This is a genomic window from Marinoscillum luteum (assembly GCF_044005705.1).
Lineage (GTDB): Bacteria > Bacteroidota > Bacteroidia > Cytophagales > Cyclobacteriaceae > Marinoscillum > Marinoscillum luteum.
The window spans coordinates 218,580-239,758 of the sequence record NZ_JBIPKE010000017.1; the positions used below are offsets into that span (position 1 = coordinate 218,580).

General features: G+C 46.0%; 25 protein-coding genes. 14 read left to right on the plus strand and 11 right to left on the minus strand.

Features of this window, described 5'->3' with window-relative positions; genetic code table 11:
* Positions 1–70 precede the first annotated feature (70 nt).
* The 3 genes from ACHKAR_RS12150 to ubiE are packed head-to-tail and all read right to left on the minus strand — an operon-like array spanning position 71 to position 2,267.
* Positions 71–826, minus strand: a complete 756-nt coding sequence (locus tag ACHKAR_RS12150; protein ID WP_395417591.1) for an SDR family NAD(P)-dependent oxidoreductase — start codon at positions 824–826, stop codon at positions 71–73.
* Complete coding sequence (gene porT / locus ACHKAR_RS12155; RefSeq protein ID WP_395417592.1) at positions 823–1,596, minus strand: type IX secretion/gliding motility protein PorT/SprT; 774 nt, start codon at positions 1,594–1,596, stop codon at positions 823–825. Before porT ends, ACHKAR_RS12150 begins: the two co-directional genes overlap by 4 nt.
* Complete coding sequence (gene ubiE / locus ACHKAR_RS12160) at positions 1,545–2,267, minus strand: bifunctional demethylmenaquinone methyltransferase/2-methoxy-6-polyprenyl-1,4-benzoquinol methylase UbiE (RefSeq protein WP_159585025.1); 723 nt, start codon at positions 2,265–2,267, stop codon at positions 1,545–1,547. Before ubiE ends, porT begins: the two co-directional genes overlap by 52 nt.
* A gap of 59 nt (positions 2,268–2,326) precedes the next feature.
* Here ubiE and yihA point away from each other — a divergent pair, with 59 nt between their 5' ends.
* The 5 genes from yihA (at position 2,327) to ACHKAR_RS12185 (ending at position 5,054) form a co-directional block, all read left to right on the plus strand.
* The gene (yihA, locus tag ACHKAR_RS12165; protein WP_395417593.1) at positions 2,327–2,932 is read left to right on the plus strand and encodes a ribosome biogenesis GTP-binding protein YihA/YsxC; all 606 of its coding nucleotides are present in this window, start codon (positions 2,327–2,329) and stop codon (positions 2,930–2,932) included.
* Between the two features lie 60 nt (positions 2,933–2,992).
* The gene (locus ACHKAR_RS12170) at positions 2,993–3,493 is read left to right on the plus strand and encodes a DUF5606 family protein (RefSeq protein WP_395417594.1); all 501 of its coding nucleotides are present in this window, start codon (positions 2,993–2,995) and stop codon (positions 3,491–3,493) included.
* Positions 3,494–3,495: 2 nt separating this feature from the next.
* Positions 3,496–3,933 (plus strand): acyl-CoA thioesterase, encoded by a 438-nt coding sequence (locus ACHKAR_RS12175; protein WP_395417595.1) that lies wholly within the window; start codon positions 3,496–3,498, stop codon positions 3,931–3,933.
* Between the two features lie 105 nt (positions 3,934–4,038).
* The gene (locus tag ACHKAR_RS12180; protein WP_395417596.1) at positions 4,039–4,698 is read left to right on the plus strand and encodes an alpha/beta hydrolase family protein; all 660 of its coding nucleotides are present in this window, start codon (positions 4,039–4,041) and stop codon (positions 4,696–4,698) included.
* Positions 4,695–5,054, plus strand: a complete 360-nt coding sequence (locus tag ACHKAR_RS12185) for a hypothetical protein (RefSeq protein WP_395417597.1) — start codon at positions 4,695–4,697, stop codon at positions 5,052–5,054. The genes ACHKAR_RS12180 and ACHKAR_RS12185 overlap by 4 nt, the downstream gene beginning before the upstream one ends.
* A 117-nt stretch (positions 5,055–5,171) precedes the next feature.
* Here the strand turns inward: ACHKAR_RS12185 and fbp are convergent, their stop codons facing one another.
* Entirely contained in the window at positions 5,172–6,176 is a 1,005-nt protein-coding gene (gene fbp, locus ACHKAR_RS12190; RefSeq protein ID WP_159585019.1) for a class 1 fructose-bisphosphatase, read from the minus strand.
* Between the two features lie 71 nt (positions 6,177–6,247).
* Here fbp and ACHKAR_RS12195 point away from each other — a divergent pair, with 71 nt between their 5' ends.
* Entirely contained in the window at positions 6,248–7,498 is a 1,251-nt protein-coding gene (locus ACHKAR_RS12195; RefSeq protein WP_395417598.1) for an aspartate kinase, read from the plus strand.
* Here ACHKAR_RS12195 and ACHKAR_RS12200 read toward each other — a convergent pair.
* The 5 genes from ACHKAR_RS12200 to ACHKAR_RS12220 form a co-directional block, all read right to left on the minus strand.
* Complete coding sequence (locus ACHKAR_RS12200) at positions 7,482–8,354, minus strand: fructosamine kinase family protein (protein ID WP_395417599.1); 873 nt, start codon at positions 8,352–8,354, stop codon at positions 7,482–7,484. The two genes, ACHKAR_RS12195 and ACHKAR_RS12200, sit on opposite strands and share 17 nt — an antisense overlap.
* 2 nt (positions 8,355–8,356) lie before the next feature.
* Positions 8,357–8,827 carry a low molecular weight protein-tyrosine-phosphatase gene (locus ACHKAR_RS12205; RefSeq protein ID WP_395417600.1) on the minus strand — a complete coding sequence of 157 codons (471 nt, stop codon included), beginning with the start codon at positions 8,825–8,827 and terminating at the stop codon, positions 8,357–8,359.
* Between the two features lie 126 nt (positions 8,828–8,953).
* The gene (locus ACHKAR_RS12210; protein ID WP_395417601.1) at positions 8,954–10,855 is read right to left on the minus strand and encodes a BamA/TamA family outer membrane protein; all 1,902 of its coding nucleotides are present in this window, start codon (positions 10,853–10,855) and stop codon (positions 8,954–8,956) included.
* A gap of 65 nt (positions 10,856–10,920) precedes the next feature.
* Positions 10,921–11,922, minus strand: coding sequence for a DUF6588 family protein (locus ACHKAR_RS12215; RefSeq protein ID WP_395417602.1), 1,002 nt, complete (start codon positions 11,920–11,922; stop codon positions 10,921–10,923).
* Positions 11,923–11,948: 26 nt separating this feature from the next.
* The gene (locus ACHKAR_RS12220) at positions 11,949–12,500 is read right to left on the minus strand and encodes a hypothetical protein (protein ID WP_159585013.1); all 552 of its coding nucleotides are present in this window, start codon (positions 12,498–12,500) and stop codon (positions 11,949–11,951) included.
* 187 nt (positions 12,501–12,687) lie between these two features.
* Here ACHKAR_RS12220 and ACHKAR_RS12225 point away from each other — a divergent pair, with 187 nt between their 5' ends.
* The 6 genes from ACHKAR_RS12225 to rsgA all read left to right on the plus strand — a co-directional run bounded on the left by ACHKAR_RS12225 (position 12,688) and on the right by rsgA (position 17,429).
* Positions 12,688–13,134: a Fur family transcriptional regulator gene (locus tag ACHKAR_RS12225; protein ID WP_395417603.1), complete on the plus strand. Its 447-nt coding sequence runs from the start codon at positions 12,688–12,690 to the stop codon at positions 13,132–13,134.
* Between the two features lie 24 nt (positions 13,135–13,158).
* Entirely contained in the window at positions 13,159–13,788 is a 630-nt protein-coding gene (locus ACHKAR_RS12230) for a peroxiredoxin (RefSeq protein WP_159585011.1), read from the plus strand.
* 117 nt (positions 13,789–13,905) lie between these two features.
* A complete protein-coding gene (locus ACHKAR_RS12235; protein ID WP_395417604.1) occupies positions 13,906–14,622 on the plus strand; it encodes a hypothetical protein in 717 nt (238 codons plus the stop codon).
* 88 nt (positions 14,623–14,710) lie between these two features.
* Positions 14,711–15,220, plus strand: coding sequence for a hypothetical protein (locus ACHKAR_RS12240; protein WP_395417605.1), 510 nt, complete (start codon positions 14,711–14,713; stop codon positions 15,218–15,220).
* 62 nt (positions 15,221–15,282) lie between these two features.
* Positions 15,283–16,515: a 3-deoxy-D-manno-octulosonic acid transferase gene (locus ACHKAR_RS12245; protein ID WP_395417606.1), complete on the plus strand. Its 1,233-nt coding sequence runs from the start codon at positions 15,283–15,285 to the stop codon at positions 16,513–16,515.
* Positions 16,512–17,429, plus strand: coding sequence for a ribosome small subunit-dependent GTPase A (gene rsgA, locus ACHKAR_RS12250; RefSeq protein ID WP_395417607.1), 918 nt, complete (start codon positions 16,512–16,514; stop codon positions 17,427–17,429). The genes ACHKAR_RS12245 and rsgA overlap by 4 nt, the downstream gene beginning before the upstream one ends.
* On the opposite strand, the gene ACHKAR_RS12255 is transcribed toward rsgA, so the two are convergent.
* On the minus strand, positions 17,390–18,283 hold the full coding sequence (locus tag ACHKAR_RS12255) for a glycosyltransferase family 2 protein (protein WP_255465587.1): 894 nt from the start codon (positions 18,281–18,283) through the stop codon (positions 17,390–17,392). The two genes, rsgA and ACHKAR_RS12255, sit on opposite strands and share 40 nt — an antisense overlap.
* Positions 18,284–18,306: 23 nt before the next feature.
* Here ACHKAR_RS12255 and ACHKAR_RS12260 point away from each other — a divergent pair, with 23 nt between their 5' ends.
* Both ACHKAR_RS12260 and ACHKAR_RS12265 read left to right on the plus strand, forming a co-directional pair.
* Positions 18,307–19,224, plus strand: a complete 918-nt coding sequence (locus ACHKAR_RS12260; RefSeq protein WP_395417608.1) for a sulfotransferase family protein — start codon at positions 18,307–18,309, stop codon at positions 19,222–19,224.
* Positions 19,221–20,399 carry a glycosyltransferase gene (locus ACHKAR_RS12265; RefSeq protein WP_395417609.1) on the plus strand — a complete coding sequence of 393 codons (1,179 nt, stop codon included), beginning with the start codon at positions 19,221–19,223 and terminating at the stop codon, positions 20,397–20,399. The genes ACHKAR_RS12260 and ACHKAR_RS12265 overlap by 4 nt, the downstream gene beginning before the upstream one ends.
* Here ACHKAR_RS12265 and ACHKAR_RS12270 read toward each other — a convergent pair.
* On the minus strand, positions 20,388–20,999 hold the full coding sequence (locus ACHKAR_RS12270; RefSeq protein ID WP_159585003.1) for a GNAT family N-acetyltransferase: 612 nt from the start codon (positions 20,997–20,999) through the stop codon (positions 20,388–20,390). The two genes, ACHKAR_RS12265 and ACHKAR_RS12270, sit on opposite strands and share 12 nt — an antisense overlap.
* Between the last annotated feature and the right edge of the window lie 180 nt (positions 21,000–21,179).

The following is a 21,179-nucleotide window of genomic DNA, read 5'->3' on the forward strand; positions in this document are numbered from 1 at the left end:
AAAAATCAGGGTTTTAGGGTAATGTTGTTACCGCAAACCTAATGGAAGCGTGAGCCATTGCAAGGCCCTTTTAATTTTTCTTATGCACCATGGTAGCCGAGGCCTGGGCACCTGCCAGGACCAGCATGTCGGCAATATTTACGTGGGCGGGCCGGGATAGGATAAAGGCCACGGTCTCTGCTATGTCCTGAGCTTGCAAGGGGTCAAATCCTACATAGACTTTTTCTGCGCGCTCCTGATCGCCCTTGAACCTGACGGCTGAAAATTCAGTTTGGACCAGGCCTGGCTTGATTTCAGATACTTTGATCCCCTCAGTGATCAGGTCTTGTCGCATCCCTTTGGATATGGCATCCACAGCATATTTTGACGCATTGTAGACATTTCCCTTAGGATATACTTCTATACCTGCTACGGATCCTATGTTTATGATGTGTCCTTTTTGTCGGCTCACCATGCCAGGGATGACGGCATTGCTTACATAGAGCAGACCCTTCACGTTGATGTCGATCATGGCATCCCAGTCGGCGACTTGTCCATCCTGGATCGCGCTGAGCCCATGGGCATTCCCTGCGTTATTGATCAGCACATCCACCGATTGCCATTTGGCTGGTAAACCGCTTATTGCAGTCTCTGCCGCCAGTCTGTCCCGCACGTCAAATGAAAGGGTTGTGACTTCAGTTTCTTCGGCAAGCTCTTTTTCCAATTTGGTTAACCGATCCTGGCGCCGGCCACAGATAATTAATCGATAATCTTTGGCCAGGCATCTGGCAGTAGCTTCACCAATTCCACTGGTGGCGCCGGTGATCAATGCTATGGGTTTACTCATCGTCGACGTTTTTTGGCTTCCCGCAGGTACGTTGGGCCTCCTTCGAAGGTGACGTAGAATGCGATGTTCTGATAACTCAGCCTTTTCAGAGCTACATCATAGGTGTTGGTACCGTCGGTCAGCATGTCTCTTAGCCCCCACGAATAGCGTACTTCCGGGGAAAATTTAAATAAGGGGAAAAACAAGTCAAATCCTACGCCGGCATCCACCGACACGTTCCAGTCTCGGAGTTCCAGTCGCTCACGGGTGTCCAGCTGGTCCCCTTTGCCGGCCGCTTCAAATGCGGGGCTAAGCCCTCCCACCACGTACATGGCCACATTGCCTCTTCTGGAAGATTTGTATTTGAGGAGCATGGGTAGCTCCACCATGGTAGCAGGCTTCAGTTCACGTAGCTCTCGCCCGTCTGTGTATCTGTAGGTAAGGTCGTACTCGTAAAAACCGACGGTGGGTAGTATTCGAAAACTAAGGTACTTGTGTAAGTTCATATCCACCACGAAACCCACCTTCCAGCCGGGCAGGTTGCCAGGTACTATAGAGTGTAGTGAGTCCAGTTCATCAGTGGCATAAGCGTCGGAGTACCTGATCTTATATTTGGAGCTGTGGAGGCCTATTTGAAAACCATAGTGAATCCACTGAGCATCATAGTCTATGAGGTTTTCGCTGGCCTCATTCTGAGTGTACCCGGGTAGGGCCATCATCAAAATAAGTGCGAATACAATTATTTTGTACCTATGTAGATGGAGCTGATGCCCAGGGTTAGTGGTTTGCATTGAGTGTTTTTAAAGCCGACTTTTTCTAAAATCTCTAAAAAATTCTGGCCATCAGGAAATGCCCTTACAGACTCTGGTAAGTAAGTATAAGCGGCCTGATCTTTGGAAATAGTATTGCCTATTTTAGGTAAAATCCACTTAAAATAAAAATGATACAGTTGCTTGAAGGGGAAGGATTTTGGTTTTGAAAACTCTAAAATAACTGTTCTCCCTCCGGGCTTTAATACCCGATACATATCCGCCAGACCTTTTTCCAGATGTTCGAAATTCCGTACGCCAAATGAAACGATCACAGCGTCGAACTTATTGTCTTCAAACTGCAGTGCCTCAGAATCTCCCGATAACAATTCGATTTTTTGATCCAGACCTTTTTTCTTCATTTTTTGCCGACCCACCGCCAACATCCCTTCTGAGATGTCTACACCGGTGACTTTATCCGGTTTCAGTGCTAGTGCCTCTATGGCAAAATCGCCCGTTCCGGTGGCTATGTCCAGTATTTGCTTGGGCTGGAGGTCCTTTAGCTGCCGGATGGCTTTTTTTCTCCAGGCTATGTCTATGCCCAGACTGAGAAAGTGATTGAGGAAGTCATAATTGCCGCTGATGTTATCAAACATAGTGGCAACCTGTTCTTTCTTACTCCCCTGCTTATCTTTGTACGGTACTACGCTCATATTCGCTTGCAATATTAACCATAAACCGTGCGTTTGCCCCTATTGTTAAAAATTATTCCATGAAGCCAATCAAATCAGCTGAGTTTATTAAAAGTAGTGCAGAAGTAGGAGAGTGCCCGGCAGGAGACAAGCCTGAGTATGCTTTCATAGGACGATCCAATGTAGGAAAATCCTCTCTGATCAACCTGCTGACCAATCACAGTAAGTTGGCCAAAGTTTCATCCAAGCCCGGAAAAACGCAGCTAATCAACCACTTTTTGATAGATGAGAGCTGGTACCTGGTGGATTTGCCAGGCTACGGATGGGCCAAAGTGAGTAAGTCTCAGAAGGCTAGCTGGAAAAAAATGATAGCGGGTTATTTTGAAACCCGGGAGAACCTCACCAATGTATTTGTACTGATAGATTCCAGGTTAGAGCCACAGCGCATCGATCTGGAGTTTGTGACCTCTCTGGGGCAGGCGGGCATGCCCATCACCCTTATTTTCACCAAAGTGGATAAGCGAGGTGCGAATAAGGCCCAGTCAAACATTGCGGCTTTTCGCAAAATTCTCAAGAAGGAATGGGAGGAACTTCCGCTCCATTTTATGACTTCCACAGTGACAGGACAGGGCAAGGATGATATTATTGGTTACATCAGGGAAATAAATGAGGGGATAAAGGAGTAATCCATTTTGGTATTGTGCGGCAATACCTATTTTTGCATGCTCTAACCACAAATAATAGATATGGATTTCAATGAAGTAGCCGCAGTATCGGGAAAAGGAGGACTTTTCAAAGTTGTATCCCCAACACGGACCGGCGTAATATTAGAAGCGCTCGACGGCTCAGGAAAGAAAATTATTGCCAATATTCAGGCTAAGGTTTCCATTTTATCAGATATCTCTATTTACACCACTGATGAAGAAGGCGCAGTGCCTCTTCAGGATGTTCTTAGAAAAATCCATGTCGAGTTCAAAGGTGATACCGGACTTACTTCTTCTTCGGATCCTGACGAACTGAAATCTTTCCTCAAATTCATATTGCCTGAGTATGATGAGTCCAGGGTGTATGTTTCTGATATCAAGAAGCTGGTAACCTGGTATAACACCATGGCCAAAACCCTTCCTGAGTTGCTGGAGAAAAAAGAAGAGCAAGAGCAGACAGGGGAAAAGCCAGCTGAAAAAGAAAAGAAGGCAGCAGCCCCAAAGGCTAAAAAAGCGGCAACTAAAACCAAATCCGAAAAATAGTTTTGGAGCCTTTCAAGCAACAGTTTCAGGTAATATGGGCCGACCTTGACCCAAATGCGCACATGCGCCATACTGCATACAATGATTATGCGGCTCAGGTGCGTGTGGGGCTTTTTGATGAGTTGAGCCTGCCTCTGGCAGAGTTAGTGGCTTCAGGTTATGGGCCGGTACTTTTTCATGAGGACACTACCTTCAAAAGAGAGGTTTTCATGAATGAGCGAATCACTGTAGACTGTGCGGCTGTAGCTTTCCGAAAGGATTTGAAAATCTGGAAATTCCGTCAGCAGGTCTGGAAGCAGAATGGTGAGCTGGCCTGCGTGATTATTGCCACTGGAGCTTTCATGAGTCTGAAGGAGCGAAAGGTGGTAGTGCCCCCTCAGAAAATCATAGACATGCTGGAGAAGATTCCTAAAACGGAAGACTTTGGCTGGATGGAATAGCCTGCAGGAGTACATTGGGAAGCATTGCCCGATCAGGTTAAAATTTGAATAGAGAGTAGCGACTCTTGCCAGATTGGATTTCATCAAGAATGTTAAATTTACCTTATGGAGCTATTCTTGAATGACAGTCTGGGCCAAATCACTCTTGAAGTAGAAGAAGCGGACAACGCCAGAGCAGTGATCATCATTGCTCATGGGGCAGGAGCAGGGATGCACCACCCCTTCATGACCAGCATTTCCGGATTATTTGTGGCTCGGGGTTTTCATGTGGCCAGATTCAATTTTCCTTACATGGAGAATGGTAAGAAGTTTCCCGGAGCACCAAAACCCAATATTGAAACATGGGGCTTGGTGATCGATTATCTGTGCGTCACTTATCCAGACCTTCCAATCATTATTTCAGGGAAATCCTATGGCGGGCGAATGGCCTCACACCTGCTGGCCGATCAATCACCGGCTGCTGTGAAAGGTATTTTTTATTTGGGATTCCCGCTCCATGCAGCGGGTAAGGATTCCAAGGCACGTGCTACTCATCTGAATGCGGTACAGGTGCCACAACTTTTCCTGCAGGGGATTAATGATCAGCTAGCCAATATTGACTTGATGCGCGAGGTGCTCTCTTCCCTGCCTGCCGCACGAATGCTGGAGGTGGAGTTTGGGGATCATTCCTTCAAAGTACCAAAAGCGAGTGGGCGCACGAGTAAAGAAGTCATGCATCAATTGGTGGAGGTGACCACAGAGTGGATAGATACTGTACTCAAATGAATACCTCAGATAACCACGACGAGCAGTCAAGTGCGGTGAAGTTGGCCAGTGGCAGTTATGACCTCATCCAAAAAGATCTCGGAATAGCCGATGAACTGGACTTTGACCCGGGAGAAGATCCTTTTGGGCAACTACATGCTTTCCTGACCCCCAGAATTCAGCACCTGTTAGACCATGATTTTGGGTATTTGATCAATGCGATGTACAGAATTGATATTTCTGAGGAGGTTTTAAAAGAAATTTTAGAACACTCAAAACCCGGACAAATCGCCTCTGATATTGCTGAAAGGGTGATTGCTCGGGAGAAAATGAAAATGGAGACCCGAATGATGTATTCAGGTAATAAAAAAATGTGAAAAAACTTATACCCAGAATTGGGTATTTTCATCATCGGATATTACATTTGGGTCATTAGTTAATCATTATGGCGGTGAATGCCCCGTAGCTCAAAAGGTTGCGGGGTTTCTTTTTTTCTAGGCCTCTGCTTTTTCCGCTACAAACTCCACCACTTTTTCTACCATGTTTTTAGATCCTATATAGAAGGGGGTTCTCTGATGAAAGGTTGTCGGCGCTATTTCCAATATCCTTTTGGAGCCATTAGTGGCCATACCTCCTGCTTGCTCAGCGATAAAAGCTAGGGCATTGCACTCATATAGCAAACGTAACTTCCCTTCGCGTGCCTTTTTGGTGTTTGGGTAGAGGTACACTCCGCCTTTGAGCATATTTCTGTGGTAATCTGCTACCAATGATCCAATATATCTGGCCGTCATTCCCTGATCCTTACACCAGTTGGTGTAGTCCTGGATGCTCTTGTCAAACTGGTGAAAGCTTCCCTCATTGATAGAATAGATCTCACCGTCTTCAGGGCATGTCATGTTGGTGTGTGAGAGCACGAACTCTCCCAACGACGGCTCCAGGGTAAAGCCATTGACTCCATGACCGGTGGTGTACACCAGCATGGTAGAGGAGCCATAGAGTATGTAGCCGGCTGCCACCTGTTCGGTTCCGGGCTGCAGTATGTCTTTTTCCGTCACAGGTCCTCCTATGGGTGAGGTGCGTCGGTAGATGGAAAATATAGTACCAATAGACACATTCACATCGATATTGGAGGAGCCATCCAGTGGATCAATGGCTACAATGTAGCGGCAATGTGGGTTGAGATGGACGATCTCCTCGTCTTCTTCGCTCACTACAGCGCATACCTGCCCGCCATTTCTGAGTGCCCTGATAAATCGAATGTTGGCAATCACATCCAGTTTTTGCTGGTCTTCTCCCTGCACGTTTTTGGAGCCATAGGCACCGGTGATATCCAGCAGCCCGGACTTGTTGACCTCACGGTTAATAATCTTTCCTGCAAGGGCAATATCCCGCAGCAATTGGGAGAGTTCTCCCGTGGCAAATTCAAATTCATCCTGCTTTTTTTTGATAAAGCGGTCAAGTGTAGTGCCGATCGGAAGACCTAAACTATTTTTGTTCATCTTTTGGTACAATTCGTTTTGAGCGATTTGGCAAAAATAGGCTTTTTTATTCATTTAAATCGTTTGCAAGGATGCGAATCTTCAAATTTGGTGGTGCTTCAGTAAGGGACGGTCAGGGCGTGAAAAACCTGGTGGAGATTGTTAAAAAATACATGGATCAGCCCTTAGTGGTGGTCGTTTCGGCCATGGGAAAATCCACCAACCAACTTGAAAATATTGCCAGACAGGCATTTGCCGGGGAGTCTTATGAAGAAGGGTTGAGGGAGTTTATTGCTTCTCATCAGTCCCTTTCTCAGGAGCTATTCGGTACGGTGCCGGATGACGTGAACAATTGGCTCATTCAGCTGGAAAGATCTCTGGAAAATCGCACAGCATCCTGGGGGCAGTTTTACGACAGTGTGATCCCATACGGTGAGTTGTTGTCTACTTCCATTGTTTACCACCAGCTGCAGAGCCAAATGGAATGTTCCTGGACGGATGCTCGAAAATATGTGAAAACGAACAGCATTTTCACAGAGGCCAATGTGGAGTGGCAACTTACTGAGCATTTTATAGAGCGAGAGATTCCTGAGTTACTAAAAAAAGGTCCTGTGATTACACAGGGGTTTATCGGTTCAGACCTCACCGGGAAATCTACCACACTCGGGCGAGAGGGATCTGACTATACCGGCGCTATTTTCGCCTACTGTCTGAAGGCAGAGAGCCTCACCGTTTGGAAAGATGTGCCGGGACTACTCAATGCAGACCCAAAGCGATTCCCTTCGGCGGAGCTCTTCGATGAGTTGTCATTTCAGGAGGTGACCGAGCTGACTTACTATGGAGCCAAGGTGATTCATCCCAAAACCATCAGACCGCTGGCCCAGCGAAATATTCCTCTTTTTGTGCGCTCTTTTCTGGAGCCATCAGGCAAGGGTACCAGAATTTCGGAGCAGGAAAAGACCACCACTAAGCATTGTTTTGTCTTTAAGGAAAATCAGTTACTGGTCACACTCAGGGTGAAAGACAATAGTTTCATGGACGAAAAAAAGCTGGTGAAAATCTTTCAGGCGATGGATCATGCCAATATTAAGATAAACCTGATGCACAGCTCAGCCCTTACATTTACCTTTTGCATGGATTATCAAAAGGATAAGCTCGATGGGTTGAGGGATTTTCTACAGCGAGACTTTCAGCTGCTATATAATGAAGGGCTGCAGCTAGCTACCATTAAAAACTATCAGGAAGGTTCTTTTAGTTTTTTACCTGAGACCACAGAGGTGATTTTGGAGCAAAAGACCAGAAACAATTATCAGGTACTTTACCGGCCTATAGAAAAAGTTTGAGCGTACGCCGGATGCCAGTGAGGTAGGAGGGGCCAAAAAGGTTCACATGCACCAGCATGGGATACAGATTGTACAGGTCAGCCCGTTCTTCGAATCCTGGCTCCAGGGGATACTGCTGGTCATACGCTTCGTAAAAGTCGGGTTCGAACCCCCCAAAAAGGCGTGTAAATGCCAGATCCATTTCACGGTGGCCATAATAGACTGCCGGATCGTAGATATAGGGCTCTCCGCCTGGTCCCGACATGAAATTTCCACCCCACAAATCACCATGGAGCAAAGAAGCTGGCTCTGCGGGAATAAGGCTTTCCAACTGTCCGTATAATTTCTCAAAACTCCCAAGGAGGTCCGTGGTGATCAAACCTTTTTCGTGTGCCAGCCGAATCTGTACCTCCAGGCGGTTTTCAATAAAGAAATCAATCCAATCGGAAGTGGGTTGATTCATCTGAGGAAGTCGCCCGATGTGGTTGTCATGATCCAGGCCATAGTAGTCTGCCGTATGCTGGTGCAGCCTGGCGATGGATTGGCCAAAGCTTTCCCAGAAATGATCCTTTTGAGGAGCGGGGTGGAGGTATTCCAATACCAAGTACCTGCGATCGCCGATCTGGCCATGCTTGAACGCTTGCGGTACACCCACACACCCGCACTCCCGGAGGAGGGATAAGCCGTGCAATTCCCTTTCAAACAGATTTTCCGAATAGGTATTCCATTTGACGAAGTAGGTATGTTGGTCAGTGGTTACTTTCAGGGCTTCGTTAATGTCACCGCCAGAGATGGGTCGTATTTCTCTGATGAGGTGGTTTGTTCCTGTGGATTGAAAGAGAACTGCTGCCAGAAAGAGGTTTTCGGACCCTGACATGGTTAGAGATGGTGTTTTTCCACAAGGAAGTCCAAAAAAGCATCTATCGAACGATCAAGTATCTGGAAAACCTTCTCGAAACCATCTTCACCACCATAGTAGGGGTCGGGTACGTCCCCGCCTTGGCCATCTGGGTCAAAGTCACGCATCAGAAACAACCCCTCAGGGCGATCTGATGTGGCGTGAATAATGTCACGATGGTTGGAGGCATCCATAGCCAGGATATAGTCAAAAGTAGCAGCGTCTTTGAAATGATACTGTCGCCCTTTGTGCGCGATGGGAACACCATGCTTCACCGCTACTTGTATGCTGCGGGAGTCAGGGTCTTCACCGATGTGATAGCTGGCAGTACCTGCAGAATCAGCTTTGATGGACTGATTTAGTCCGCGCTCTTTCACTTTCTGATTGAAAATAGCTTCGGCCAAAGGGGACCTGCAAATGTTACCTAGACAGACAAAAAGAATATTTAACATTTTTTTATTCTGGGTTGGTTACCTTTTATAAAGATAAAGTATATACGAATGCATAACACAAATTTTATATTCATACACCTGTTTGACATCTTTGAAGAGTCCCGATTTTATCGGGACTTTTCTTTTTTACCGGTAGGGAATCAGCGCCGGCTTGTATTTGAAGATGTTGTCAAACGAGATGGGAATAGAGGTGGATAGTGAAAACACTGTTTTCTTGGCTCCCGGGGGGCTTTTAGGGAAATGTGTCAACCTCACCTCTAGTGTGTTGAATACCAAACTTTCGTTTCTGATCCTGATCCCACCACCTGCACCCTGATAGCCATAGCTTGTTTTTTGATTAGGCCTGTAGTCCCAAACCTCGCCCACGTTGTAATAAAAAAACGGAGCAAATCTAAATCCATAGAAATACCAGGGTGTGAATAGAATGGACTCCACACCAAGCGCAAGAATGTTGTTGCCCGAAATGCGTTCTCCTTCGATATCTCTGATTCTGCCTTCCAGCGAGATGGTTTCCTGCGGGGGCTGATCGATTCCCTTGGTGAACGACATTTTCATGAAATTCCGAATATGGTACCTGCCAGAGGAGAGCAAAGGACTGAAGTAACTGGCCCTTACTTTCACCACGCCTTCATTGATCCCCGTCCGGTCAAAAGCGCCTATTTCCTGATTGAGCAGGAGGTACCCGAAATTCTTGATATAAGAACTCCAGAAAAGCTGGAATCCGAGATAATTTTGCTGGTAAAATTCATTGAAATCACGGCCGGTAATGAATGAAACCCTGTAGCCCAGTGGGATATCCTCTGAGATACCGAAAGCTGCTATGTAGTTACTCTTGAGAAATTTCCGGCTGGAGAGGCTGACTTCACCCATTAAAAGTTTCCGGTTGTAGTAGAGAAAATTACTGTCCTCAGCAACAAACGGTCGGCTGGCGAAGGAGTTATTGAGTAATCGGGCTGCTACGATCAGATTTTTGCGTTCGTAGCTGGAGGGTAGGGCAAATGACCGCCCCGCCCAAAAATCCTGGTAGTGGAGGTGGTAGTATTGGTGGTCAGACTCTTCACCATCCAGGGTTATGGTGGAGTCTCGGATGGTGCGAATGTCCAGGCCACCGCCGTACTTAATCCCCGGTGCCACAAATTCCTTCTGGAGGTCTATGCCCCAGGACTCCCTATCCCCGATATTGGTATGATTGAGCTCCCAGTTGGTGATGGCCTTGTCAATGTTTTGACCACCCGTGCGTATTTCATAGCCGGATGCCGGAATGCTCTGGGTATCAAAAAACCAGGTAGCTGATGCGTACTTACCCCAGCCAGCTATGTTCCTGTTGAAGAGGGCCAGGTTAAATTCATCGAAATCAGTGATGTTGAGAGCGGTACCCCAGGAAAAGCGGTCTTTTACCGCTACGATCACTTCTGCGTAGCCATCTGGAAGGGGTCTCACATATATTCTTACGTCTTCAATGAAGCGCAGGCGCCTGAGGATTCGTTCATTGTCCGCCATCAGATAGGGGTCTATCTCTTCGTTTTTATCAATCAGCAGGTTATTTCTGATCACGGTGTTCCAGGTGTTTATGTGGACCTTATTGACCATGATACTCAGTGGGGAGGACGCTTGCCGCAAGGTATCATTGACGCTTCCTTCCAGCAGGTCGATGTGTTTTATCCGTATGTTTCGGATCCGCATACCCTCATAAGGCATAAAAGGCGTGTTGGAGGTACGACTGTTTTTAGAAGGAGCCAGTTCGGATCTGGCGTTGGGACTTACATATAGCAGATCAAATAGCTGAGCCGTCACTTTATTTTGCCCGGTTTTCTCTCGCATTTTTTGATAGAAGTCTTGAGAAGACTTATAGGGGTTGCTTCTGACCCGATATTTTTCAGCGTCCACGAAGTATACGGTGTCTTTGTCGGGGGCGAAAATGGTATCTCTCAGGATGAGAATCTCGTTTTTTGAAACCCGCACAGTATCAGTAAAGGCCAGGGCCTTTACTGAGGTGAGCAATACGATGAGTAGCAGGAGAGTTCTCATGGAACGGGTAAACATAAAAAAAGCGGACTAAAGCCCGCTTTTTCTAAAAAGAAGTTTTCTGAATATTATCTGATACTGATTCCAAACCCGGCAGTAAGCGTGTTGTACTTCTGCACGGCGTATTCTGCATGGAAGGTGAAGATTAACAGCTTCAAACGTGCTCCCACATTGGCCCTCAAGCCACCATTTTTATACTCAATGTCGATTGGGTCTACTTCAGGTATACCGTCGTAAGTTCCCTTCATCTTAAAGTTTACCTTGCTGGTGGAGAAGCCCACACCTCCGTACACAGTAAGGACTGATAGTTTTTTGGAGATGATACCCTGGAGCGTAGTACCAGATACATTGAACTCACCAATTTGATCTGGTACATCAGCGTTGATTTCCATCGAGTTTTTCATGGTGTTGAACGCGAAGAATCCAGAAAGATCAAACGGGAGATTTTTGATTCCCGGGATCCACTGCTTTACATCGTGAAGTACCCCAAGACCGAACATTTTGGTCGTGAATTGTTCACCTGGATCACCGAATGTCTGCTCTGGCAACAACCTAAGCTTCAGCTCGGTATTTTTGATCAGGCCAATCCCAATCTGTACAGAGGGCGCCGGTACAAAATTGCTTCCAATGGATTCTTCCATACCCAGTCCGGTAGGTGCTGTGATGCGAATTTCATCTTCTGTACCTTCGTCGAAAACCAAATAAGGGATGTCATCAGCTTCCAGATTAGGCCCCATGATAGTAGGATAGCTTGTCTGACCATTCTCAGCAGGTGCTGTGGTCATGTTGTTGTAGTCAGCAGGATTGATCTTAAAAAATTGAGCATCCTGTGGTACATAAGCCAGGTTGGCGTTGATCGTGAGGTCAAATCCAGCCACCTTGTGAGGTTTTCCTGTGTTATACCAGCCGCTGTTCAGGGCATATCCGAAACCAACGAAAGCCGGTTCCAGGTATCCTTCCAAGAGTTTTTCTCCATTCTCAGCACCTCCTTCAAGAAATTTATCCAAATCCTGAGCATTGGAGGATGTAATGAATGCTCCAAGAATAAATATTAGTATGATTTTTTTCATGATTCTAAAGTTATCGGTTAGGCGGATTATAGGTCTCTTACTTTGGCTACTACATCAAAGTACAGCACGAATTCAAAATTAACATCTTCGTTAGGTACTTCGCCAAAGTCGAAGATTACATCTGTGGTGATGTCTTCCTGATTAGCAAGTGCCGATTCCAGCGCAGCAAGACCTGCTGAATTGGAGATTGAAGTTTTGGTAACATTTGACAGTTGAGGAGTGGTCACAGAGATTTGTGCTATGGTGGCTCCCGATTGAGCAACCAAATCGATTTCAATACCATCCAAATCAAATTTTTCGAAATCGTCAACACCTGTGATTTCAAAGGATAGACCAATCACTTCTACTGCATCCAGAGCATCCAGATCGTCGTATCCGGCTCCTGCCAGGGAATATTCTTCAGATCTTTTAACCGGAGGCGGATCACCTGGTATAGTTCCAATCAATTCGGGAGTACCATTTGGTAAGTCCACCGGAATAGATACAGGGAATTCCTTTCCAATATTGAAACCAACTCCGGCTTCTCCACAGGAGAAGGCCAGAAAGGCCAGAGCAGCGATAGAAATATAATTTCTCATTGTAATTGTTTGTTTGAGTTTAAAACAAAAATAGGGATAAATACCTGTTATTTTCATTGACCTCAAAGGTAATTAACTCGGAGACCGCACCATATACCGTATTCTCGGTATTCTTTTCAGAAATTTTTGGGCAGTTCGGTTGGTTGTTTTAACTTCGCACTCAAATAGGAATAATTCTCATTTAAAAGTGATTAGCAATTCATATCAGCGAATAAAGGAACTTTTGGTGGAGTCGGGCTTAAAAGCCACACATCCCAGAATAGCCGTACTGCATGAGCTGACGAAGGATGAGCACCCCAGTGCAGAGCAGCTTCATGAGAAAATCAGGGAGCAGAATCCGAGCATCTCGCTGGGTAGTGTCCATAGGATCCTGGAGAAGTTGGTAGAGGCTAATCTGGCCTATCGTGTGGCTACCAGAAGTGGAACCAAACGATATGACGCGAACCTTGAGCCTCATAGCCATATCTACAGTGTGAATACTGAGGAGATACAAGACTATCACGATCCTGAGTTGAATGAACTGATCCGAGATTATTTCGAGAAAAAGCAGGTTGGCAATTTCAAGATTACAGACATCAAGCTCCAGATTAACGGAGAAAAAGCTGACCCAGATCAACAAGTAACAATTTTATAAATCATAAAAGACAAATCAACAATTATGTCATTAGTAGGTAAAAAAGCGCCTTTATTTAATGCTCCGGCAGTAATCAACGGAGAAGAAATCGTAGAAAATTTCTCACTGGAAGAATTTGTAGGGAAGAAAGAAGTGATGTTCTTTTTCTATCCTAAGGACTTCACTTTTGTATGTCCTACAGAGATTCATGCTTTTCAGGAAAAACTCGCTGAGTTTGAGAAAAGAGGCGTGCAGGTAGTGGGAGCGTCATGTGACACAGAAGAGACTCACCTGGCGTGGTTGATGACAGACCGTGACAAAGGTGGAATTGCAGGTGTAACTTATCCATTGGTAGCGGATAGTTCAAAAACAGTAGCTAATAACTACGGTGTATTGGCTGGAGACTGGAACTACAACGATGAAGGTCAGTTGGTGTTTGAAGGAGCACCTGTAGCATATCGTGGTACATTCTTCATCGACAAGACCGGTGTGGTGAGACATGAGACTATCAATGACCTTCCATTGGGTAGAAACATCGACGAAATGCTCAGAATAGTGGATGCATGGCAGCATGTGGAGAAGCATGGAGAAGTATGTCCTGCTAACTGGGAAGAAGGAAAAGATGCAATGCAGGCTACAAGAGACGGAGTGTCTTCTTACCTGGCGTCACACTAAGAAATAGTTAAATATCCAGTACTGAGAAGAGGCCACCATTGCGTGGCCTTTTTTCTTATATTCATATTTTCCATGAAAATATTCATATTTGCGGCTGTAACTTTTATAGCCTAAAATATGAAACTACTCACTACTTTATTCTTCTTGACCTTTACAATGGTCAATACCGCTTTTGCACAAATACAACTCAAGGAGAAATTATCCAAAAAAGCCAATCAGGAGATTGATAAATTCCTTTTTGGCAACAAGAACAAGAACCAATCGGATGACACCAATACCAATACAGATGATGAAGTGTTGGATACTTACGAGCCTTCCGATAGCTCTGATCCGCTTGGAGGCTACCGGAGAGAATCGGTAAACTATGGCACCATGAGCCCCTCAGAAGTGGTGGGTTTTCGTGACCTGATCAATTTTTTGCCGGATGAGCTGGGAGATTACCGCATTGCTGAAAAGCCAGAAGGCTCTACCACCCGGTATGGGGAGTACCGATATAGTTTCGGTAGCAAGTCATACAGCAAGGGTGACGAAGAACTCAAGGCCAGCATTTTCGATTATGCCCAAACGGCTTCATTGCTCGGACTCTATGCCAATCAGTACGAACATGAGTCTACGGACGGTGTGATGAGATCGATAGAAGTAAACGGTAATCCTGGCTGGTATTCGGCTAATTACGACAGCAACGAAACGAACCTGGCCCTGGTGGTGAATGGGCGGTTTCTGATCACCATCAGTGGAAATGGCCTGGAGGAAGCTACTCTTAAGCGCTATACGGCAGGTATGGACCTGGATCAACTGCCCGAGGCACCCCCTGCTCCCGAGGAAGAAGATTGAGTATTTAAGGATTGTTTGCCTACATTAGCGCATACCGTAATTACCATGAAACGGTACAGAAGTTCTCTGCCGTTCAAAACGAAATAGTATGTATAGGCTAACAATACTTATCCTATGGCTAGGCCTGGGCTCCTGCGATCTTGGTTTAGACTCTCCCAATGACGTAAGCGGGGATTACTATAATAGTGATTTGATGATCTCTTTTAGAGATTCATCGGGACAGGACTTACTTGATCCGGATACGCGAGGTTATTACGATACAGCTCAGATGAGCTTGTTTTATGAGGTTGACGGTGAGTTGGAGGAGGTTTATCTGGAAAACAATGATCTACCTAAACAATTTACGCTTCTTGAAAATGTACCACAGAATGAGGAGCCATTTAGGCTTTATGTAAGTGCGGATCTGCGATTGACTTCTGGTAACGCGATGACCTATTTGCAACTTTCTCCTGCGGATATGGACACCATAGTGTGCGAATATGAAGCGGGGAGTGGTAAAAATGAGAATTACAGCTATATCATAAATGTCTGGTATAATGGTGAGCATGTGTTCCCAATTAATGATAGTGACATTGCTTATTTCACTATTGAGAAATAATTTCTCCTTCCGTCTTGAATGATGCATTAAGCATTTAGAGGATTGATTGTCTACATTCGCTTATGCTGTTATTGTACAGAATGAGCGTGTGGCTCTATGCCCTGATCGTCAGGGTGATTGCCCCATTTCATCGTCGGGCGGGGCAATTTATCAGCCAGCGCAAGGGAATTTTTGAGCGTCTGGAGTCGGACTTCAGGAATCACGAGGGTAAGTTGATCTGGATCCACTGTGCTTCGCTGGGTGAATATGAGCAGGCCAAACCTATTCTGGGCCTGCTTCAGGAGAGAAGACCATCGGTGAAAGTGCTACTTACTTTTTTCTCACCTTCCGGCCTTTTAGCATTTAAAGATCAAGAGTTGGTCGATTACCTGCATTACCTGCCATTAGATGCTCGCGGCAATGCTTCCAGGTTTTTGGAGACTGTGCGTCCGAATTTGGCCATTTTTATCAAATATGAGTTGTGGTACTATTACCTGATGGCGCTGAATGCGAGAAACATTCCGCTTTTGTTGGTTTCGGGTATTTTCAGGCGCTCGCAGATTTTCTTTCATCCTATGGGAAAGTTTTATCTGAGGGCACTGAGCACTGTCAATCATTTCTTTTTGCAGGATGATTACTCCGCTGCCTTGTTGCGGTCCAGGAGCATTCGGGCGTATACTGTGGCCGGTGATACCCGGTTTGATCGTGTCCTTGAGGTGTCCAATGCGGCCGGTGAGGCTCCTCATGTCGAAGCATTCAAAGGAAATGAAAAACTCATTGTGATGGGGAGTGTCTGGCCATCTGATATGAAATATCTACTGCCCATTGTTGAAGCTAATCATGATCGTTTTAAATTTATCATTGCCCCTCATCAGGTAGGAGATCTCCGTATTTATCAGAAAATTCATGCGTCCGCAAAGTACTCCGAGTTGAATAAAGGCAGTGCTTCCACTCTGCGAGTGCTGATTATCGACAATTACGGGATGTTGTCAAAGCTTTACCGCTATGCGGACTATGCCATAGTGGGTGGAGCATTCAGAGGTGCGCTGCACAATGTACTGGAACCTGCTGTTTATGGTATTCCCGTGTTTTTTGGAGCGGATGCTTCCAATGAAAAATTCATAGAGGCCATTGAGCTGGTGAAACATGGCGGAGGGTTTACTTATGAAAATTCTGCCGACCTACAATCAAAATTGGATGAAATGACCAATGATGCCGATCTTTATCAGGAAGTTTGCAGGCTGTCACGTGCGTATGTCTCGGCCCGCACCGGAGCCTCTGGGCAGGTGATGAAGAAAATAGAAGAACTGATATGAAAGGATTGGTGATTAAATCCACCGGATCGTGGTATAGAGTGAGAACGACCAATGGAGAAGAGGTTAACGCTCGTTTGAGAGGGAAATTTAAGCTGGACAACAAGAAAATCACCAACCCGATTGCTGTAGGAGATGAGGTAGTGATGGAATCGCAGCAGGATGAGTGGGTGATCAACGAAATAGAGGAGCGTAAAAACTATATCATTCGAAAATCACCTAAGAAAAAGCATTTTGACCACCTGATTGCTGCCAACGTGGATCAGGCACTGATGATTGCTACCTTGAAGGAGCCCCGCACTTCATTAGGATTTATAGATCGTTTTCTGGTGACTTTGGAGGCCTATAGAATTCCCGGTGTGATTGTCTTCAATAAGGTGGATTTGCTGGATGCGGAAGGACTGGAAGAAGCTGATTATCTCAGTTTTATTTATGAGAAAAAGGTGGGCTATCCTTGTATCAAGACTTCCTTTATTGGCGGCAAGGTACCTGAGGAGCTTTCAGCATTGCTTCGGGGAAAGCGAACCCTGTTGTCGGGGCACTCCGGGTCAGGGAAATCTACACTCATCAATCTGCTCCTGCCAGAGATCAGTCAGAAGACCTCTGAGATTTCTTCGTTTAGTGAGAAGGGTACCCATACCACCACTTTTGCTGAGATGTTCTTTTTGGATGGTGAAACAGCCATCATTGATACACCCGGTATCAAGGAGCTGGGTCTTTCAGAGATAGAAGGAGGAGAACTGGGTCACTACTTTCCTGAAATCAGGGAAGTCATGAATGATTGCAGGTTTCATAATTGCCAGCACGTGAATGAACCAGGATGCGCGGTGAAGAAGGCACTCGAGGAAGGCGGTATCACTCAGGAGCGCTACTATAGCTACCTCTCCATGCTGGAGAGCGATGACAACCGGCGCTGAGTTTGCCCAATGAGTTTGCCGTATTTCAGGATCAACTCAAAATTGAAAGTTTTCACGCATTGTTTGATTTCATATCGGCACCTACGGATGAGGGCCTTGTCTTCAGAAACACTCTGATTGAGGTTAAATATTTTCTCGCACACCTGGTAGGTAGAGGCCAGATGCCTGCTACGGAAGCCAAATTGGCGGGTGGAGAGTGAGTTTTTTACCACTCTTTTTTTCACCAGTGGGGCAGGGTTGAATAGGTATTCGTAGGTTCTTCCAGACCTGATCCAGAAGTCAAAGTCCTCATAGCTCAGGTTTTCGTCATACCCTCCCAGGTCGTCAAAGACCTTTCGTCTGGTCATCATGGATGGTGGACATATAAAATATTTACGGATGAGGTTTTCGTAAACATTTCCAGACGGGATTTTCGCTCGCATGCCTCCGTCCTGATTTCTGGGATAATGAGTATTGAGCACGTTGCCAGACTCATCGGTGATGAAGGCATCAGAGAAATGTACACCTGCCTGTGCCGGTCCGTTGGTAAAGTCATTAATGCCCAGCTCCACCCTGGTGGGCAGGAGCAGATCATCTGCTGCCAGATCGATGAGGTATTCACCTTTGCTGGCCCGATAGCCCACATTGAAAGCGGCGCAGTTGCCAATGTTTTTTGGGAGGTCAATGAACTGAATGGAGGTGTCTTTGATGATTGCTGAAATTTCTTCTTTGCTACCATCCGTGCTGCCATCATCCACCACGATGATCTCCAGGTTCTGGTATGTTTGAGCCAGCGCAGACCGGATAGCCGGGCCCACAAAAGCTTTTTGATTATAACAGAGGCAGATTATTGAAACTAAAGGCAGAGAATCCATAAATTTCCGTTCTGATCACAAATATGAGAAGAATAAAACTAGCCAGAACACTTCAGCGTATTTCGGATTTTCTACCCAGAAAATATCCGGTCAAAAGTAGGGCAGGCCTGGCTGAGCAACCTTTTTTCGTCTTAGGGTCAGGGAGAAACGGGAGCACACTCCTCAATAGAATGCTGAACCAGCATAGTGAGCTTTTTTTACCATCTGAACAGTATTTTCTGGGAAACAGCATCATTAAGTACAAGCTTTATAATTTCCTGATATGGCGGGACCTCATGAAGGTAATTGCCGGAGAGTTGATGAAGGTGACCGGTAGTCACACCTGGGATTTCAGTGCAGAGGAGATCTTTGATGTACTCAACACGACAGATGATAAGAGTTTGCAAAGTGTTTTGGAGGTTATTTTCAGAACCTATGGGTTAAAGAACAAGCCGACATTTAGTCAATGGGGAGATACCACGCCCCTCAATACATACTATGTGCCGGAGTTGCTGAGTGTTTTTCCAAAGGCGCGATACCTGTTCCTGCTAAGAGACGGCCGGGATGTGGTGGCTTCCTACAAGCGTGGAGGCGAAGCCTACCTGGGGAAGTTGGCTCAGCCACAGCAAGCTGCCATTCACTGGGTGCACGCTCTGGAGCAATATCAAATGCTGCGGAAAAAGAGTGAGGTTTTACTGATTAGATATGAAGATTTGGTCACTCAACCTGAAGTGGAATTGATGAAAGTTTGTGATCACCTGAAGGTGGATTATGAGGATAGAATGCTGACGTACCACCAGACAATCCCCACCGCACCCATGTATCAGGAGCCACAGCATGCTAAAATTGTGAAACCTGTGGACACGTCTTCTATTGGAAACTGGCAGAAAGTTCTGAGTGAGGAGGATTTGCAGAGTTGTATCATCATGGACCCCTGGCTTGCTAAATTTGATTATCGATGAATGTCTTCGTGATACCTTCTTGGTACCCTTCTGAGCAATATCCCTCCACCGGAATCTTCTTCCGGGAGCAGTCGCGCCTCCTGGCGACACACCGTCCCAACTGGAACGTTGGGATCAGTCTTTGGGGGTCTCATGAACCTAAGCTGTGGCTGAAAGCCTACGCGCCATTGGGCGGCTTCATCAAATACAATTCCAAGCCGCCTATTCGTAAATATGAGAATCAACTGGAATACAATTGCGTGGAGTTTTTCACCCCGGCTTTCACGTGGACCCGAAAGTTTCGCAATGGCAATATCCGCGGGATCATTGCGGCCAATCGACAAAACTTCGAGCGCTTTACTACACACTTCGGAAGGCCCGATGTAATCCACGCACATGTATCCTATCCTGCGGGAGCCATCGCCAGGGCTCTATCTGAGGCCTATCAGGTACCTTATGTGATCACCGAGCATATGAGTCCTTTTCCTATGGCTTCTTTCAAGAAGGACATTCAAAAAACCGTACTTCCGCCCTTGCGTGCAGCCGGTCAGGTACTTGCTGTGAGTCAGGCACTGATCAAGAGGCTCAGTGAATTCGGGGTAAGGGCTGATCGTATTTCCAACTTTCTGGACGATCGTTTTTTTACACCAGGAAGTGCTCAAACGGGGCGGTTTACGCTTGTGGCCGTTGGCCGATTGGAGGCACAGAAGAATTATGAGGCGCTGCTGGAATCCATCGCGCATGTGCAGAAGACTGGTGTGGATTTTGCACTGAAGGTCATTGGCACAGGCTCCAGGGAAAAACACCTGCGAAATCAATGTAGTCAGCTTCACCTTGACGGAAATGTGGAGTGGCTGGGAGAATGTAATCAGAATGAGGTACGCCAGGCCTTAAGGTCGGCCAATTTGATGGTGAATACAAGTAGGCACGAAAATCAGCCGGTGGCCATCCTGGAGGCGATGGCCTGCGGAGTACCCGTGCTTACTTTCGATTGGGATGGGGCGGATGAGCTGGTTTTTGGGGATGCTGGAGAGGTATTGCCATCTGACCCCATTCTGCTGGCTGAAAAAGTGAAGTCTTTGGCTCAGAAAAATCCATATGATCCTCAAAAGGTAAGAGCCACTTTCGAAGATCACTTTGGCACTGTTGCTCAGGTACAAAAGCTGGAACAGTATTACCAAAGGCTATTGGAGTGATTTGATGAAAGTGCTTCTGGTGGTTCTGATACCACCCATTCTTTCTTTGAAGGTGATCAGGCTCTTTTGAGGCGCGGTATTGACAGACGAAATGCCAAGGTCGATGAATTGAAACCCACGCTCCTGATAGTACTGGTACAGGTAAGCTATGAGGTGAACCATCGGGCTTTCTGTTTTATAGGCTGGGGCAGTGGCTGGTAGGAAATAATAGGTGATTCCTTCAATAGGAATCACCATAATAGCGGCAGCAAGCAGCGTCCCATTTCTTTCGGCAGTGAAAATCTGATAGCGATCCGGGAATGTCCGGAACAGTCGCTCTAAGATTTCAAAATCCATATTGATTTCCAGACCCTGATTTTTTCGGCATTGTGCGATGAAGTCGTAAACAGACCGCAACTCTGATACATTGACCAGCGATAGATCAAAAGTGGGAGTTTGCTTGAGTTTTCTCTGTTGCATAGTGTGGATTTTTTCCCACAACGGCCCATTGATGGGAATGTAATGAGCAATTTCACTGACCCGCTCAGAAAAACCGAGCTGCTCCAGCCAGCTTCTATCCGGAACCCCCGTATAATAGTGGGGCGGAAGTGTGATTTCCAATGAGGAAATACCGTTTTGAGTAAGTGACTTTTCTGATTTTTCGTAAAATTGTAAGAAATCTGATTTCCGGCCGTTAAAACATGTAAATCCACCAATGGGGCTTTTGGGAAGACAAATGGCCTTATTATCGATACACTCAACACAAAAAACTATATGGTCAGAATGAAATCGGTGATAACT

Excerpts from the sequence above, each read along its gene's own strand:
- ACHKAR_RS12150 (WP_395417591.1), bottom strand. The coding sequence starts at position 826 with ATGAGTAAACCCATAGCATTGATCACCGGCGCCACCAGTGGAATTGGT.
- porT (WP_395417592.1), bottom strand. The coding sequence starts at position 1,596 with ATGCAAACCACTAACCCTGGGCATCAGCTCCATCTACATAGGTACAAA.
- ubiE (WP_159585025.1), bottom strand. The coding sequence starts at position 2,267 with ATGAGCGTAGTACCGTACAAAGATAAGCAGGGGAGTAAGAAAGAACAG.
- yihA (WP_395417593.1), top strand. The coding sequence starts at position 2,327 with ATGAAGCCAATCAAATCAGCTGAGTTTATTAAAAGTAGTGCAGAAGTA.
- ACHKAR_RS12170 (WP_395417594.1), top strand. The coding sequence starts at position 2,993 with ATGGATTTCAATGAAGTAGCCGCAGTATCGGGAAAAGGAGGACTTTTC.
- ACHKAR_RS12180 (WP_395417596.1), top strand. The coding sequence starts at position 4,039 with ATGGAGCTATTCTTGAATGACAGTCTGGGCCAAATCACTCTTGAAGTA.
- ACHKAR_RS12185 (WP_395417597.1), top strand. The coding sequence starts at position 4,695 with ATGAATACCTCAGATAACCACGACGAGCAGTCAAGTGCGGTGAAGTTG.
- fbp (WP_159585019.1), bottom strand. The coding sequence starts at position 6,176 with ATGAACAAAAATAGTTTAGGTCTTCCGATCGGCACTACACTTGACCGC.
- ACHKAR_RS12195 (WP_395417598.1), top strand. The coding sequence starts at position 6,248 with ATGCGAATCTTCAAATTTGGTGGTGCTTCAGTAAGGGACGGTCAGGGC.
- ACHKAR_RS12200 (WP_395417599.1), bottom strand. The coding sequence starts at position 8,354 with ATGTCAGGGTCCGAAAACCTCTTTCTGGCAGCAGTTCTCTTTCAATCC.
- ACHKAR_RS12205 (WP_395417600.1), bottom strand. The coding sequence starts at position 8,827 with ATGTTAAATATTCTTTTTGTCTGTCTAGGTAACATTTGCAGGTCCCCT.
- ACHKAR_RS12210 (WP_395417601.1), bottom strand. The coding sequence starts at position 10,855 with ATGAGAACTCTCCTGCTACTCATCGTATTGCTCACCTCAGTAAAGGCC.
- ACHKAR_RS12215 (WP_395417602.1), bottom strand. The coding sequence starts at position 11,922 with ATGAAAAAAATCATACTAATATTTATTCTTGGAGCATTCATTACATCC.
- ACHKAR_RS12220 (WP_159585013.1), bottom strand. The coding sequence starts at position 12,500 with ATGAGAAATTATATTTCTATCGCTGCTCTGGCCTTTCTGGCCTTCTCC.
- ACHKAR_RS12230 (WP_159585011.1), top strand. The coding sequence starts at position 13,159 with ATGTCATTAGTAGGTAAAAAAGCGCCTTTATTTAATGCTCCGGCAGTA.
- ACHKAR_RS12235 (WP_395417604.1), top strand. The coding sequence starts at position 13,906 with ATGAAACTACTCACTACTTTATTCTTCTTGACCTTTACAATGGTCAAT.
- ACHKAR_RS12240 (WP_395417605.1), top strand. The coding sequence starts at position 14,711 with ATGTATAGGCTAACAATACTTATCCTATGGCTAGGCCTGGGCTCCTGC.
- ACHKAR_RS12245 (WP_395417606.1), top strand. The coding sequence starts at position 15,283 with ATGCTGTTATTGTACAGAATGAGCGTGTGGCTCTATGCCCTGATCGTC.
- rsgA (WP_395417607.1), top strand. The coding sequence starts at position 16,512 with ATGAAAGGATTGGTGATTAAATCCACCGGATCGTGGTATAGAGTGAGA.
- ACHKAR_RS12255 (WP_255465587.1), bottom strand. The coding sequence starts at position 18,283 with ATGGATTCTCTGCCTTTAGTTTCAATAATCTGCCTCTGTTATAATCAA.
- ACHKAR_RS12260 (WP_395417608.1), top strand. The coding sequence starts at position 18,307 with ATGAGAAGAATAAAACTAGCCAGAACACTTCAGCGTATTTCGGATTTT.
- ACHKAR_RS12265 (WP_395417609.1), top strand. The coding sequence starts at position 19,221 with ATGAATGTCTTCGTGATACCTTCTTGGTACCCTTCTGAGCAATATCCC.